Origin of the sequence: Shouchella sp. JSM 1781072 (assembly GCF_041949915.1) — a bacterium.
GTDB lineage: Bacteria > Bacillota > Bacilli > Bacillales > Bacillaceae_D > Shouchella.
In genome coordinates this window covers 621,593-636,076 of the sequence record NZ_JBHFQE010000003.1, presented here as the reverse complement: position 1 = coordinate 636,076, position 14,484 = coordinate 621,593, and the positions used below count along the sequence as shown (strand labels likewise).

Below are 14,484 nucleotides of genomic sequence, written 5' to 3'. Positions count from 1 at the left end.
AAGGGGACGGAAAAAAGGAGAGATGAAAAAATGATTAAACGAACAGGGGAAAGAGTATTAGGGATCATTGGTCTTGTCATGTTCTTTCTTGGAACGTTGTTTTTGGGAGTTTTAGCAATTGGCGACAATCAGGGCCTTTTTGAAGAAGTTTTTATGGAACTGACTGAAGAAAGTAGTGAACTTGTTGAATCAGGCACCGACCCATTAACTGAAGAGGAAGCAAATGAAGTAATTGAAACGTTCGATATGATTAACTTCACAATGCTGACAATCGGTTCGCTTCTACCTGCGATAGCTGGTATTGTGGCGGTTATATTGTTGAAAAACAAACCTGTAATCGCAAGTATTCTATTTTTAGGTTCCGCCGTTTTCTACGGGGCAACGAGCTTTTTATTATTAGCATTCTTAATCCCTGCCGTTCCGATGATTCTTTATATCATCGCAGGTATTATGGCGCTTGTTCGCAAGCCGAAAGAGCCCGTAGAGCAGCTGTAACATTGAAGAAGACATCTCATCATGAGGTGTCTTTTTTATAATAGTCGAGCACAACGTTGTACGAATTTTCTTGTTGAATAGTATGTTAGATTATCTGACAAATTAATTGCGCGTTCCTCTTTTCCATCATAGAGTAGTAGTAAGAAAAAAAGATGAGACGAATATCTGATAACTAGGGGAGTGTTTCGAGATGGCAACTCAAGCGCCGACGAGAGAAAGTTTGTTAGAGACAATTAAGGAGACAATTGAAAAGAAGAACGTTGAGCTTCTTCATATGCAGTTTGTTGATATTGAAGGAATGCTCAAGCATGTAACGATTACAGCAGAACAGTTGGACCAAGCTGTGAATGGTGAAACGATGTTTGACGGGTCATCAATTACAGGCTTCACGCCAATTAACCAGTCTGATTTATATTTAAATCCTGACCTATCCACTTTCGCTGTTTTACCTTGGACAGAAGAAGAGGGCTACTCAGAGGCGAGGTTTTTATGTAGCGTAAAAAAGCCGGATGGCTCTGACTTTGATGGAGATCCTCGTAACATCTTAAAGAAAACCGTAAAGCGTGCAGCAGACAAAGGATATTCAATCAGTGTCGGGCCTGAGCTAGAGTTCTTTTTATTTGATACAGATGAGTTTGGTCAACCTACTTTACGCACACAAGACGTTGGTGGATATTTTGAGCCGTCACCAAAAGATGATGGTGAAAAAGTACGTCTAGCCATCTATAAAGCGTTACGGATGATGGGCTTTACAATTGAAGCTTCACACCACGAAGTAGCAATTGGACAGCATGAAATAAATTTTAAATATTCAGATGCCCTTGGTTCTGCCGATGCTGCGACAACGTACAAGTGGGTTGTTAAAACTGTGGCGAAGCAGTTTGGTCTTCATGCAACGTTTATGCCTAAGCCATTAGGTGGAGAAAATGGAAACGGCATGCACGTGAATATGTCTCTATTTGATATCGAGAAGCAAGAAAATAGTTTTTACAACGAAGATGATAAGATCGCTTTATCGAAAACGGCGTATCACTTTATCGCTGGATTACTTGATAACGTAAAAGATTTCGTTGCGGTTACGAACCCGCTTGTGAATTCGTATAAGCGCCTTGTTCCCGGTTATGAAGCACCGTGTTATATTGCGTGGTCTGCCTCAAACCGTTCAGCGCTTGTGCGTATCCCGGCAACAAGAGGAGCAGGTACGCGTGTGGAAATTCGTTGTCCAGATCCTTCAGCCAATCCATACCTTGCGTTTGCGGTTGTGGCAGCGGCGGGTCTCGATGGAGTAGATAACGAAACAGAATGCCCGGCTTCTGTTGATGCAGATATTTTCAACATGACTCCTGCTGAAATTAATGAGCGTGGTATTGAAAATCTACCAACAAGTTTAGAAGCGGCGGTTAATCGTTTTGAAGCTGGTGAAATTGGACGAAAGACATTCGGTGAGCACGCATTCGGTGAATACATCGATTTAAAACGTGGCGAGTGGGACGATTTCCGTACAAGTGTTCATGCTTGGGAGCTTACTGCATACCAAAGCAAATTCTAATTGAATGGTCGTCAACAGCCCGTGGGAAATTACCCGCGGGTTTTTTGTGCAAGATTTCTATATAATCGTTAGTAATTGTTTGAACGTCTATGCAAAGACGGAATCTGTTTTAGCAGGAGGAAGTTTTATGATGAAAGGGTTGGTTCTCATTTTTATCGCCTCATTGTTGCTAACGGCTTGTGTAGACAACAATGCTGTAGTCAGTCACACAGGTGTTGTAACGAACATGATTGAAGAAGAAAATGGAATGCGTATTCACGTTGAAGGAGACAATGGTGGAGTGGACAATACCATTTCTTTCCTGCTTACAGAAGAATTAAATGAAGGCATCGATCTGCATGATACGGTAACGGTTTATTATGATCCAGATGCGTTTAGGGAAGACTCGCTGCCCCCAAACCAAGGTGGCGTTGAGAGCGTTGAGGTAAATAAATAATGCGTTTATAAAGGCTACTCTTTTTCGGGTTGTATACCCGCGTGTAATGATACAGGCTCAAACGCAAACAACGAATCAGCCACACCATTATACGGAACAATAATGTACTCTCGGTCAAATGTAAGGTCATCCTCGTTAAAAGGGGCAACGATTAGTGAGTCGTTTGTCGTTGCTAACACAATATGAACCGTGTCCTCATACTGAAATAATAAGTAGTCAGTCTGGTTTGCAGCTTGATACTGGGCAATAAAAAAGGCAAGCTGAGGTAGTAAGACAAGAATGAAAATAATTGCGATTATATGCTTTTCTAGTTTATATTCTTTTACTAAAGCTGGAACGTAGTCACGCCAGTTCCAATCTTCATAAGGCTTGACCATTTTCTCGACAAAGGTTTGTTTATAGTTTTTAAAACTTCCATAAAAGAAGGGTACAGCAAGGTAATAGACTGCAATAAAGAAAGGAACATAATAAAACAAAACTTGGTTGTAAAGAACGCCAAGTGCTAGATAGAAAATAAACCATGGAAGGATACTACTTATTAATTTCGACCAAAAATATGGAAGTTGTTCATAAACCCAGTTTAGTCCCATTTGAATAAGTAAAATGACGATGATAAAGATCAAAACAGCCGTCATCGCGATGATGATGTGATTTAAATAAATTTGTCCAAAAAGAACTTCATTGATCTCGTAATGATCAAATTGTCCCATTTGATAGCGATACGCAACGAGGTAGCCGAGAATGGTTGCAGAGGCAATCAGTATGGCTGAATCAATGGACAATAATTGTTTGGTTAATGGAGGTGTGCGATTTTGCTGAATTCGTCTTGTATGGTCTGCCATGATCGGTTCTCCTCTTCATTTCGCTCATTGACAATTGTAGCACGGTTCCATACACTATAGTTATTAGAATGATCATAATGGAGTGAAGAATATGATTTTTTTGCTTAACCATTCACGATGCATAGAGAGAACGAGGTTGTCCGTTTTGAAATGAATGACATTTCAGCGGGCGGCCTCTTTTTTATAGCTTTAATGAACTAGAGGGGTGAAGCTATGATTTATTTAACGGGAAGTGCTTTGTCATTAGCGAATGTAAAAGCCGTCATTCAAGAAAATGAGCAAGTGGGAATTGATCCATCATGTTTGGACTCGATTCATAATAGTCGAGCTGCTGTGGAACGAATTGTGGCTGATCAACGTATTGTTTACGGCATTAATACGGGATTTGGGAAATTTAGTGATGTGCGCATCCGACAGAATGATGTTGAGGAGTTGCAACGAAATTTGCTTTTGTCCCATGCGTGTGGCGTAGGGCCACTTTTTCCAGAAGACATCACAAAAGTGATGATGTTACTGCGGGCAAATGCACTCGTCAAAGGCTATTCAGGTATCCGGCTTGATGTTATCCAGCGTCTACTCGATTTCGTCAATGCGGACGTTTATCCATGTGTGCCACAACAGGGATCTCTTGGAGCGAGTGGGGATTTAGCTCCTTTGGCTCATCTTGCTTTGCCACTTATTGGAGAAGGAGAGGTGCGTTACCAAGGAAAGAAGATGTCAGCTTTGGAAGCTTTACAACTTCTTCAACTTGCTCCTATTATGTTGCAGGCAAAAGAAGGGTTAGCGCTCATTAACGGCACACAGGCCATGACGGCTACCGGTGTGGTAGCTTATATAGAGGCGGAACAACTGGCATTTCAAGCTGAAAAAATTGCTGCGGTGACGATTGAAGGGTTAGAAGGGATCATTGATGCTTTTGATGAAGACATCCATGTAGCACGAGGCTATCCTGAACAAGTTGCGTGCGCGGCTCGAATTCGCGCTTACCTAACTGATAGTCAATTGACGACGAAGCAAGGGGAGAAACGGGTTCAAGATGCCTATTCGTTACGCTGCATTCCGCAAGTGCATGGGGCAACATGGCAAACGCTTCAATACGTGGAAGACAAACTTGTCATTGAAATGAATGCAGCAACAGATAACCCACTTATCTTTGACGAAGGCGAGAAGGTGATTTCAGGGGGGAATTTTCATGGTCAACCGATTGCGCTCGCCATGGATTTTTTAGGGATTGCAATGGCGGAATTAGGCAATATTTCGGAACGGCGAATTGAACGATTAGTGAATCCACAATTAAATGATTTGCCGCCTTTTCTAAGTCCACAACCTGGTTTGCAGTCTGGGGCCATGATTATGCAGTATGTGGCCGCAGCACTCGTGTCGGAAAATAAAACCCTTGCTCACCCTGCAAGTGTTGATTCTATTCCTTCATCTGCCAATCAAGAAGACCACGTTAGCATGGGGACAATTGGCGCAAGGCACGCACTGCAAATTATTTCTAACGTTCGAAACGTCTACGCGATAGAGGCGATTTGTGCGATGGAGGCGACCACATACCGTGGCATTGAAAAAATGGCGCCACGTACGCGACAATTTTTTAATGAAGCTCGGGAGATCGTGCCAACCATCACGAATGATCGTATGTTTTCAAAAGATATACAGGGAATGACCGAGTGGTTACGGTCAAAAGAAGCAGTGAAAACAAAGTAAAAACGCATAATAAAGATATTATGCGTTTTCCATCGATTATTTCTGTTCAATATTGTATGCGCCGTGAGCAACAGAGCCAACGTACTCATTTAATTTACTGCCGTGCTTAATAGCGGCTGTAACAAAATCTTTTGCTGTGTAAATAGCATCTTTAACATCTTCACCTTTAGCTAAAGAAGCGGCGATAGCAGCAGCAAATGTGCAGCCTGCACCGTGGGTATACGTTGTATCAATTTCATCGGACTCTAAGAGATGAAATTCTGTTCCGTCATACCACACATCAACGGCTTGGGCTGAATCTAATTTACTTCCACCTTTAATGACAACATGATTGGCGCCTAGCTCGTGAATGACTTTTGCCGCTGTTTTCATGTCTTCAATCGTAGAGATTTTCACACCTGAAAGTTGAGTGGCTTCAAATAAGTTTGGTGTCACAACGTAGGCTTTCGGCACAAGCACATCACGTAAGCATGCATCGGTTTCAGGATTTAACGCTTCATCTGCCCCTTTGCAAACCATAACGGGGTCTACTACGAGTTGATCAACGCCGTATTGTTCAACTTTTTCAGCTACAATCTTAATAATATCAATTGAACCGAGCATTCCGGTTTTAACGGCGTCAACACCAATCCCTTTAAGAACGGTATCAATTTGTTTATCAACTACAGCTGGGTCTTGTGGGAAGACTTCATGAGCCCAGCCTTGAAATGGATTTTGAGCAACAATCGTTGTAAGAGCGTTCATCCCGTAGACGTTTAGCTCTTGAAAAGTTTTAAGGTCCGCTTGAATCCCAGCACCGCCGCTCGTGTCGGAACCGGCAATCGTTAATGCTTTATATCGCTTCATGAATCGTCTCTCCTTTTTATCTCTGGTACGTCTATTATAGTAGAAAAAATTCTGAAGGGAAAGCCTGTACAACTAGTGGAAAGAATGGCAGCGTTTTCCGATAAATAAAGAGAGGAGAGAAGGACGAGGAGGGGTAAAATGATTCAAAGGAAACTTGTTCGAGGTTATGTCATCATAGCGGTGTTAATCGTAGCATTTGCAGGGTTGATGACCGCTTTTTTGAGGTCTGCACAGCAAATGTTAGAGCAACTTGGGCAAGAGCTGGAAGGGACAGCGTTTCAACAAGTGCAAGGTCTTCAAGATTCGTTAATGTGGCAACTGGTGAGTGTTTGGGGAATTGTTATTGTGTTGCTTGTATGTGGTGCGGTCATAGCGCGTCAACAAGCGAGAATGGTGCTAATCCCGATAAGGAGACTCTTACGTCGTGCGCGCCATATTGCGGAAGGCGATCGCTCTCGTAAGCCATTGCCGGTCATCGGAGAGGATGAGTTTGCTGAGTTTACGGAAGCGTTTAATGAGATGACGGAAGAACTTAATCAGACGTTAGAACGAGCGTCAACATTAGCGAGCACCCTTATCTCATCGACATCGTATTTAACGGAGCAGTCAACCAAAACGTTACAGTCAGCAGTTTCAATAGAAGAAGGAAATCAACGAATGTTAGATGCTGTTCATGCCCAAGTCGAAACGTCGCAAAAAAGTGTTCAATCAACAGATGACTTATCTGAAAAAGTGGAGCATATAACAATGGCGCTTGCCGCAGCAGAAAACGCAACAGAAACGGTTCATCATCTCGTACAGGAAGGGAATCGTAAAGCAGACGATTCACAATCATCGATGGGTGCAATCGTAAAAAACAATAACAGCACGCTAGCGGTGGTAAATCAATTAAATGAGCGTTCTAAACGGTTAATCGATATGGTACAAACGGTCGAGGCGATTGCCAATCAAACCAATTTACTTGCGTTAAACGCAGAGATTGAAGCTGCCCATGCTGGAGAGCAAGGAAGAGGGTTTGCAGTAGTCGCTGAAGAAGTAAGGAAATTAGCGGCAGAATCACAAGGGGCTGCTCAGCAAATGACCGCTGTGATTGAAACGGTGCAAGATGATACAAAAAGTGTCTTATCTGAGATGGAAATAGGGAATAGAGAGATTCAACAAGGCTTAACGGCAAATACAGAAATGAACCGAGTGCTCGCAGAAATTAACCAAGCTTGTGATCGTTTAAATCAAGATATTTATTCGGTTTCTTCCTCGACACAGTCGATTGCCTTTAGCACCATTTCATTAGTAGACCAACTTGCAGTATTAAAGGAAGCAAGTGTTGAAAGTGGGAAAGAAACGAAGACGGGGGTGGCGCTAGCAAAAGAGCAAGTTCGAACTATGGAAGAAGTTATTGAAAAAGTTCAATCCATTGAGAGAGCGGTGCAAGAACTTTCGAATGTGACAGATTTAGCTGAAGAATCAAACTCAGAAGAAAAAGAAAACGTAAATCTCACTATTTCCCATAGCGCTTAACGACAAGACGATGTATAATGATTCATTATTGCTTATTAATATCCGTTCGGGGGACTTATAATGAATAAAGTATCACTAAAAAGTGCATTAATGTTTATCATTCCATCGCTTATTGGGATCTTCCTTTTTATGACACCAATTCCAATTGAAACAGAGGATGGAACATCGGTTCAATTGCCCGTTATGTTTGCCTCTGATTTCTTAATTGATCTGGTCACAATGGAAGCCTTAACGGTGATCGTGATGATTTTACTCGTTGTTACGGCGATTGTATCGATTATTGCAACCAACGTGAAAAAACAAACACAAAAAGAGTCATTCTGGATTAGTGTTTTTGCGACAACGCCAGTATGGATTGTTGTTCGAATCATCGGTGCCGTCCTTGGTGTGCTCGTATTTATGAATGTTGGACCAGAGTTTATCGTTTCAGAAGATACAGGGCAAGTTTTGTTAATGGACTTGCTACCATTCTTATTTTCCATTTTCTTGTTTGCGGGATTACTGTTGCCACTCCTTCTTAACTTCGGTTTAATGGAATTCGTTGGGTCATTGCTGAAAAACGTGATGAGACCATTATTTCGTTTGCCAGGCCGTGCTTCTATTGATTCTATGGCTTCATGGGTCGGAGATGGTACGGTTGGAATTATGTTATCCAGTAACCAGTATGAAACAGGGAAGTATACAGCGAGGGAAGCAGCGATTGTCGCATCTACGTTTTCCGTTGTATCAATTACGTTTAGTATTTCCATTTTAGGTCGATTAGAAATTTCTCACTTATTTTGGCAGTTCTTTTTAACCTTATTTGTGGCTGGCTTTATTGCAGCTGTTATTACACCTAGAATTCCGCCTTTATCACGTAAGAAGAATACGTATATTGACGGAAGCGAAGGCGAAGTAGAACCAAAAGAAAAAGACGTTCTTCGAAAAGGGTTCGTACAAGCTTCCTTGCGTGCAGAAGAAAGCTTTAAGCAAGGTAAGAATATTCAAACAGGGTTAAAAACGGTTTTTGATCTATGGTTCGGAGTATTGCCTGTAGTCATGGCGATTGGAACCATTGCGGCGGGTGTGGCGAACTTTACACCTATGTTCGAATGGCTTGCAGTACCATTTGTTCCAATTCTAGAATGGATGAACGTACCAGAAGCAGCGGCTGCCAGTCAAACTCTTCTAATTGGGTTTGCCGACATGCTTTTACCTGCTATCTTAGCTGAATCGTTTGGAATTACAAGCGAATTAACGTTGTTTATTATTGCAACGTTGTCGGTTTCACAGCTTATTTATATGTCAGAAACCGGTGGTGTTTTAGTCGCTTCTAAAATTCCAATTACTTTTTTAGATGCTGTAATCATTTTCCTTATTCGTACGATTATTACGCTTCCAATCATCGTCTTAATGGGACATTTATTGCTATAAACGTTAAGAACTGACGTAAGCCGTCAGTTCTTTTTCGAATTTGTCATGAATAAACGATAGGCGTATGATGAGAAAAGAGCAGATAAGTAAAGGAGAAGACAAATGAGTATTTTACAAAATGATTGGAATGACGTTGTCGGTGAAGAATTTACGAAAGAATACTACATACAGTTAAGAGCGTTTTTAAAGAAGGAGTATGCTCAAGAAGTGGTATACCCGCCAATGGACGATTTGTTTAATGCGCTGCATCTCACTCCGTATAAAGACGTGAAAGTGGTTATTTTAGGTCAAGATCCTTATCATGGTCCAGATCAAGCTCATGGATTGAGCTTTTCAGTAAAACCACAAGTAAAGACACCACCTTCCCTTAAAAATATGTATAAGGAATTAGAGAGTGACCTGGGGTGCCAACCACCTAATCATGGGTTTTTAGAATCATGGGCTACACAAGGTGTGCTGCTGTTGAACACAGTATTAAGCGTGAGACAAAAGCAACCAGGCTCTCACCAAGGAAGGGGTTGGGAGTCTTTTACGACGAAAGTAATTGAAAAACTAAATGAACGAGAGGAACCAATTGCCTTTGTGTTATGGGGAAAACATGCTCAAGCAAAGGGGACATTGATTGACGAAAGCAAACATTTGATTGTCCAGTCCCCGCACCCTAGTCCATTTTCTGCGCATCGTGGGTTTTTAGGAAGTCGTCCTTTCTCAAAAATTAATCAATGGCTCGTGTCAAAAGAAATGACGCCAATCGATTGGCAGCTGCCGCTAACGATTAATAAGGCTAATCAAGATGAGTCGTAAGCTACTTTTTTTCGCCACTTCATTTATTATAGGGTGGTTGTTTCAGTTAGCGGGCTTGCCAGCTGGGTGGCTGCTCGGTGCATTGATGACAGGTATGTTTTGGTCGTTTTTTATTAAGAAACTTATTTTTCGTAGTGAACTGTTTACATTATCCCTGGCGCTTGTTGGTATTGTCATTGGCTTTATGGTCGTACCAGAGGAAGTATGGGCTTATCGAACGCTGTTGCCAGCATTTCTGCTGTCGCTTTTCTTGACGCTAGTCGGCGGAATTACGTTAGGGAAGTTGTTCGGAAAGTGGACGAAACTTGAGGGGAACACGGCTTTTTTCTGTTGCTTACCAGGCGGCGCATCAGAAGTCATTGCGTTAAGTGATCGGTACGAAGCCGATCAGCGTATTGTGGCAGCGTTTCATACAGCTCGGATTACATTATTTGTGTTTGCTGTACCGTTAATTGTCGGACTTGGCTCAGATGCATCAAATGCAGCAATAGTAGAAGCCGAACAATCCTTTTTAGCAGATACAGGGCTGGTTATACTCGCGGTTTTCCTTGCATTTCTTGTGTTTTTTGTCAGTCGTTTTCTCTCCTTCCCAGGTGCACCAATGTTCGTGGCGATTATTCTTGGGTTTGCGATTCACCAATTTGTTGTTCCGAATTATTCCATGCCAAATCTTGTCATGGGGATGGCCCAAGTGTTAATTGGTTCATTAATCGGTATGCGATTTGACCGAAAAACGTTAAAAGAATTAAAGCGAATTGGCGGTGCGAGTGCAGTTACGTTAGGTTTATATGTGTTAATGAGTGTCGGACTGGCACTAATTTTTTTCTTATTAAGCCCTCTGCCTTTCTATACGACGTTACTGGCGATTGTGCCAGCTGGAGCTGCGGAAATGGCATCAACAGCCGCAACGTTACAGCTTGATGCAACGGTTGTTGCCACATTACAAATGCTGCGCGTATTAGGTTTATTTTTAGCCCTGCCTTTTCTGGTTCGCTGGTTTGCGAAAAAGCCAACCGCAAGGACGTGAACATCGAGAAGGTGAACCATATGGAAATGAAACAAGCGTATTAGACTATTAGCTAATACGCTTCTTTTCGCTTTTTACTGAAGAGGTGCTTTTGGCTGCGGCATCGTTGCAGGTTGCCCGTTAACCGACTGGTACGCACTTGTCATCGCTTGAGCGTCACTGTCTTTTAACTGTGGCACTTGATAATACTGATGCTTGTTTTGATAAAGGAAAATCTCATAAGCTAGCTCAATAAAGTTCGGTACAGTGTCTGCCACGACTCGACGGACGATGGGATTCGTTATTTCTGAGGCAGCCATTCCCATTAATGATGCTTGTCCTTTAATTAAGCCAAGCATATGGGCAGATAAACCGGCTTCTTTGACTTCAGAAATGTTTCGATTCGGTTTTTTAGGCTGACTTGGCGTAAGCCCAAACTGTACATTATGAGACAACGTCATTTTATAAACGCCTGTTGACTGACTTGGTGGTTGGCCTGTCGAAAATGCTTCTGCAAGAACGTTATATTGGCTTTCAATAAACGTATATTGGCGGTCCAGTAATGAAATTAACTCTTGATCCTTCATAAATGTTCTGAAAATCATATATTGGTCAAGAACATTAATCATGCCGGCAATGATTTCATGACTATCAAACAGATCATGTCCACCGTGATTGATTTTTGGTGTAACTTGTGTGGAGTTTACTTGACTTTGACTTTGTTGATTCATCATTTGAACGCCTCCAATAAAAGTTTTATTTCTCAAGCCATTGTTAGTATGCGAATCCAATTGAAACCCTATGTTGGTCAATATAAGGAAAAAACGTTGTCAGATAAACTGACGGACTTGTGGAACAATTTAGACTTCGGCCTATAATTACGAATATAGACGAAACATGATCAATAGGGGGGATTGTCAATGAGTGGAGATGAAGCATTGGTACTGGTAGACAATTTATGGCTTACCGTTGCCGCTGTATTAGTGTTATTAATGCAAGGTGGATTTATTCTTCTTGAAGCAGGTTCAACCCGAATGAAAAATGCAGGGCATATTGCTGGGAAAACCATTTTTACAGTAGGTGTGGCGTCATTGGTTTTTTGGGCTGTAGGGTATGGATTTATTTATGGCGATGGAAATGCAATTATAGGTCTTTCTAATTTTTTCTATGGTAGTGCAGCAGATGGCATTGGCTCTGTTGATTTCTTTTTCCAACTAACATTCGCAGCGATTGCGTTAACCATCGCATTTGGTGGATTTGCAGAGCGAGGAAAACTCGCGGCATATGCAATCTTTGCTGTTTTATTTTCTGCATTTGTTTATCCTTTGGTTGCTCACTGGATCTGGTCCGATCAAGGTTGGCTTGCCGATCTTGGCAAGCAAGACTTTGCAGGTTCAACGGTCGTTCACTTAACTGGGGCAATGGCAGCTCTTGCGGCGACGATTATTTTAAAACCTCGACTTGGGAAGTACGGGAAAAATGGACAAATCAACAATTTATCCGGACATAACCAAGTCTATACGGCGCTTGGGGTGTTAATTCTTTGGGTCGGCTGGTTTGGCTTTAATGCCGGTTCAACAGGTGGGTTAGATGGCGCGTTTTTTGGATTTGTTGCCTTAAATACGCAGCTTGCTGCTGGTGCAGGAACGATTGCCGCTCTGTTCCTTATCTGGGCATTGAGTGGAAAAGCTGATGTGCCGACAACACTTAATGGAGCGCTAGCAGGACTTGTAGCCATTACAGCATCTTGTGCATTTGTTGATCCATGGGCAGCTGTTGTCATTGGTGCAATTGGTGGGCTAATTGTCGTTCTTAGCATGAAGATGTTCGACAAGCTTAAAATCGACGATCCAATTTTTGCGCTAAGTGTCCATGGTGTGGCTGGTGTATGGGGCACGCTCTCAACTGGATTTTTTGCAACGCCAGAACTGGCTGCTTTAAATGGCGGTCAAGCGGGGTTATTTTACGGAGGCGGATTTGATCAACTTGGTGTGCAGGCACTCAGTGTTGTGGTGTGCGGTTTGTTCGCCTTCGTTGCATCTTACCTCCTCCTACTACTTACAAAAGGGCTTGTTGGAGGCACGTTACGTGTATCTGAAGAAGAAGAGATTCTCGGTCTTGATATGAGTGAGCATGGTTCTTATGGATACCCGGAAAACGTACAAGACGAGCAAGCTTCACGAACAGGTTCGTAATGGCGAAACAATCAGAAGCAGTGCAAACGCGTCTTGATAGTCTTGAGGAGCGACGTGTGAAAACCGTTCAAGATGTAATTACGCGGTCAAAAAAGGAGCTGGGAGAAATCCCTGCTCCCTTTGCATTTTTCTTTATGGGAAGCGCAGGAAGAGAGGAACAACTTTACGACACGGATCAAGATCACGGCATTGTCTATGACGGGAATCAAGAAGATCAATCGTACTTTTTACAGTTAGGTGAGAACATCGTCGAAGCTTTAGAACAAGCTGGCTATGAGCGTTGCCCAGGTGGGGTGATGGCATCAAATCAACGTTGGTGTCAGTCAATTACAGACTGGGAAGCGCAGCTCCTCTTTTGGATAAAAGAAAATAAATTTGAGCATGTACGGTATTTGTTAACTTTTTTTGATGCGCGATGTGTATGGGGACAAGAAACGTTACTTTTTAATTTAAAACAACTGATTTTTGATAAGATAGACGAAGGACTGATGACCATGGATCGTTTTGCTGAGAATACAGGTCGAATTCCTAAAGGATTAAATGGGTTTGGTCAACTGTTGGAAGAAACGTATGGGGAACATCAAGGAACAATTAATATGAAGGAACAAGTCTTATTTCCTTATGTCAATGGAATGAGATTGATGGCATTAAAAGAAGGCATTCAAGCTGCATCGACGTTGGAACGAATGGAGCAAAGCCATTTTATGAATACGTTTAAGAGTGAAATGGAGTCTTTTGTTGCAATTCAAAATTATCGAGTGATGTGGGGAGAACGACACGGAACATTTACGTACGTGTTTCCACAAAGCCTTTCAAAAAAAGAGCGTAAATTCCTTAAGAACTGTATAAAGGAAGGACGGTCGTTTTATAAAAGAATTCAAGAAGATGTTGGGCGTGAGCTGCAATGAATGTGATCCAATTTGTGAGGCAACTATCAAGCCGCTTTTCGACAAATGTATCGGCGACTTCCTCTGATCAAGCGAGTCAGATGGCTCGGTTTCGGCAATATCAAAAAGAGGCGCAACGAGATGTGCTCGATGAACCACTACAGGAATTGCCAATGGTTGTGTTTGATTTAGAGACAAGTGGATTTCAGCCGGACTATGGAGATTCCATCCTGTCGATTGGTGCCGTTAAAATTAAAGGATCTACCATTTTACATGAACATTTTTATAAAACGATTAAGCCGAAGAAAGCACCGTCTGAAGAAATTCTGCAACTAACCGGATTAACCGCTTATGAATTAGAACAGTCAGAAGCATTAAAAGAGGTTCTACTCGCGTTTTATCAATTTGTCGGTTCCGCCACGTTGATTGCGCATCACGCTGCACATGAACGACGCTTTATGCGTCATGCAACCTGGCAGGAGCTTGGGCGAACCTTTACTCATCGCTTAATTGATACATCGTTTCTAACGCAAATAACAGCTGGGCATCAATCTTTTGAAAAGCTTGAAGACTGGTGCCATGCATACAATATCGCTGTCGGCAATCGGCATCATGCCTTAGCCGATGCCCATATGGCTGCCCAACTTTGGGTAAAACATAGTGTTTTAGCCGATCATGCAGGATATACGACCTTATCCCATTTGTATAAAGCCCTTGCAGCAAAAAAGTAGAGAGGTGCTCGCATTTAACTAAATAAGCATGCTATCATAGAGCTGTGTTCGA

At 42.2% G+C, this 14,484-nt stretch carries 14 protein-coding genes; 11 read left to right on the top strand and 3 right to left on the bottom strand.

All coding sequences use genetic code 11. The features are described from left to right. The first annotated feature begins 30 nt into the window (after window positions 1–30). The 3 genes from ACE1TH_RS17190 (at window position 31) to ACE1TH_RS17180 (ending at window position 2,480) form a co-directional block, all read left to right on the top strand. Complete coding sequence (locus ACE1TH_RS17190; RefSeq protein ID WP_255224230.1) at window positions 31–495, top strand: DUF4064 domain-containing protein; 465 nt, start codon at window positions 31–33, stop codon at window positions 493–495. A 190-nt stretch (window positions 496–685) separates the two neighbouring features. Further along, complete coding sequence (gene glnA, locus ACE1TH_RS17185; protein WP_099304615.1) at window positions 686–2,044, top strand: type I glutamate--ammonia ligase; 1,359 nt, start codon at window positions 686–688, stop codon at window positions 2,042–2,044. Window positions 2,045–2,171: 127 nt separating this feature from the next. After that, window positions 2,172–2,480: a hypothetical protein gene (locus ACE1TH_RS17180; protein ID WP_099304614.1), complete on the top strand. Its 309-nt coding sequence runs from the start codon at window positions 2,172–2,174 to the stop codon at window positions 2,478–2,480. A gap of 14 nt (window positions 2,481–2,494) precedes the next feature. Here ACE1TH_RS17180 and ACE1TH_RS17175 read toward each other — a convergent pair whose 3' ends face one another. Further along, window positions 2,495–3,322, bottom strand: coding sequence for a hypothetical protein (locus tag ACE1TH_RS17175; protein WP_099304612.1), 828 nt, complete (start codon window positions 3,320–3,322; stop codon window positions 2,495–2,497). 213 nt (window positions 3,323–3,535) lie between these two features. On the opposite strand from ACE1TH_RS17175, the gene hutH reads away from it, so the two are divergent. Further along, window positions 3,536–5,032 carry a histidine ammonia-lyase gene (gene hutH, locus ACE1TH_RS17170; RefSeq protein WP_375079597.1) on the top strand — a complete coding sequence of 499 codons (1,497 nt, stop codon included), beginning with the start codon at window positions 3,536–3,538 and terminating at the stop codon, window positions 5,030–5,032. Window positions 5,033–5,068: 36 nt separating this feature from the next. Here hutH and pdxK read toward each other — a convergent pair whose 3' ends face one another. Then, window positions 5,069–5,878, bottom strand: a complete 810-nt coding sequence (pdxK, locus tag ACE1TH_RS17165) for a pyridoxine/pyridoxal/pyridoxamine kinase (protein ID WP_255224228.1) — start codon at window positions 5,876–5,878, stop codon at window positions 5,069–5,071. A 138-nt stretch (window positions 5,879–6,016) separates the two neighbouring features. On the opposite strand from pdxK, the gene ACE1TH_RS17160 reads away from it, so the two are divergent. From ACE1TH_RS17160 to ACE1TH_RS17145, 4 genes are all read left to right on the top strand, one after another. Continuing rightward, window positions 6,017–7,396 carry a methyl-accepting chemotaxis protein gene (locus tag ACE1TH_RS17160; protein ID WP_255224227.1) on the top strand — a complete coding sequence of 460 codons (1,380 nt, stop codon included), beginning with the start codon at window positions 6,017–6,019 and terminating at the stop codon, window positions 7,394–7,396. A gap of 60 nt (window positions 7,397–7,456) precedes the next feature. Next, window positions 7,457–8,809, top strand: coding sequence for a YjiH family protein (locus ACE1TH_RS17155; protein ID WP_255224226.1), 1,353 nt, complete (start codon window positions 7,457–7,459; stop codon window positions 8,807–8,809). Window positions 8,810–8,911: 102 nt separating this feature from the next. Then, window positions 8,912–9,613 (top strand): uracil-DNA glycosylase, encoded by a 702-nt coding sequence (locus ACE1TH_RS17150; RefSeq protein ID WP_099304606.1) that lies wholly within the window; start codon window positions 8,912–8,914, stop codon window positions 9,611–9,613. After that, window positions 9,603–10,640 carry an AbrB family transcriptional regulator gene (locus ACE1TH_RS17145; protein WP_255224225.1) on the top strand — a complete coding sequence of 346 codons (1,038 nt, stop codon included), beginning with the start codon at window positions 9,603–9,605 and terminating at the stop codon, window positions 10,638–10,640. Before ACE1TH_RS17150 ends, ACE1TH_RS17145 begins: the two co-directional genes overlap by 11 nt. A gap of 74 nt (window positions 10,641–10,714) precedes the next feature. Here the strand turns inward: ACE1TH_RS17145 and ACE1TH_RS17140 are convergent, their stop codons facing one another. Further along, a complete protein-coding gene (locus tag ACE1TH_RS17140) occupies window positions 10,715–11,350 on the bottom strand; it encodes a spore coat protein (protein WP_375079677.1) in 636 nt (211 codons plus the stop codon). A gap of 189 nt (window positions 11,351–11,539) precedes the next feature. Between ACE1TH_RS17140 and ACE1TH_RS17135 the strand changes: the two genes are divergently transcribed. From ACE1TH_RS17135 to ACE1TH_RS17125, 3 genes are read left to right on the top strand one after another with little or no spacing between them, the layout of a single operon-like run. Next, on the top strand, window positions 11,540–12,814 hold the full coding sequence (locus ACE1TH_RS17135) for an ammonium transporter (protein WP_255224223.1): 1,275 nt from the start codon (window positions 11,540–11,542) through the stop codon (window positions 12,812–12,814). Then, on the top strand, window positions 12,814–13,722 hold the full coding sequence (locus ACE1TH_RS17130; RefSeq protein WP_375079596.1) for a DUF294 nucleotidyltransferase-like domain-containing protein: 909 nt from the start codon (window positions 12,814–12,816) through the stop codon (window positions 13,720–13,722). The genes ACE1TH_RS17135 and ACE1TH_RS17130 overlap by 1 nt, the downstream gene beginning before the upstream one ends. After that, on the top strand, window positions 13,719–14,432 hold the full coding sequence (locus ACE1TH_RS17125) for an exonuclease domain-containing protein (RefSeq protein ID WP_099304599.1): 714 nt from the start codon (window positions 13,719–13,721) through the stop codon (window positions 14,430–14,432). Before ACE1TH_RS17130 ends, ACE1TH_RS17125 begins: the two co-directional genes overlap by 4 nt. Window positions 14,433–14,484: the final 52 nt, after the last annotated feature.

Bases quoted from the DNA above. Each gene is read 5' to 3' on its own strand.
- ACE1TH_RS17135 (WP_255224223.1), top strand. From the start codon at position 11,540: ATGAGTGGAGATGAAGCATTGGTACTGGTAGACAATTTATGGCTTACC.
- ACE1TH_RS17155 (WP_255224226.1), top strand. From the start codon at position 7,457: ATGAATAAAGTATCACTAAAAAGTGCATTAATGTTTATCATTCCATCG.
- ACE1TH_RS17190 (WP_255224230.1), top strand. From the start codon at position 31: ATGATTAAACGAACAGGGGAAAGAGTATTAGGGATCATTGGTCTTGTC.
- ACE1TH_RS17140 (WP_375079677.1), bottom strand. From the start codon at position 11,350: ATGAATCAACAAAGTCAAAGTCAAGTAAACTCCACACAAGTTACACCA.
- pdxK (WP_255224228.1), bottom strand. From the start codon at position 5,878: ATGAAGCGATATAAAGCATTAACGATTGCCGGTTCCGACACGAGCGGC.
- ACE1TH_RS17150 (WP_099304606.1), top strand. From the start codon at position 8,912: ATGAGTATTTTACAAAATGATTGGAATGACGTTGTCGGTGAAGAATTT.
- ACE1TH_RS17130 (WP_375079596.1), top strand. From the start codon at position 12,814: ATGGCGAAACAATCAGAAGCAGTGCAAACGCGTCTTGATAGTCTTGAG.
- ACE1TH_RS17175 (WP_099304612.1), bottom strand. From the start codon at position 3,322: ATGGCAGACCATACAAGACGAATTCAGCAAAATCGCACACCTCCATTA.
- ACE1TH_RS17180 (WP_099304614.1), top strand. From the start codon at position 2,172: ATGATGAAAGGGTTGGTTCTCATTTTTATCGCCTCATTGTTGCTAACG.
- ACE1TH_RS17125 (WP_099304599.1), top strand. From the start codon at position 13,719: ATGAATGTGATCCAATTTGTGAGGCAACTATCAAGCCGCTTTTCGACA.
- ACE1TH_RS17145 (WP_255224225.1), top strand. From the start codon at position 9,603: ATGAGTCGTAAGCTACTTTTTTTCGCCACTTCATTTATTATAGGGTGG.
- hutH (WP_375079597.1), top strand. From the start codon at position 3,536: ATGATTTATTTAACGGGAAGTGCTTTGTCATTAGCGAATGTAAAAGCC.
- glnA (WP_099304615.1), top strand. From the start codon at position 686: ATGGCAACTCAAGCGCCGACGAGAGAAAGTTTGTTAGAGACAATTAAG.
- ACE1TH_RS17160 (WP_255224227.1), top strand. From the start codon at position 6,017: ATGATTCAAAGGAAACTTGTTCGAGGTTATGTCATCATAGCGGTGTTA.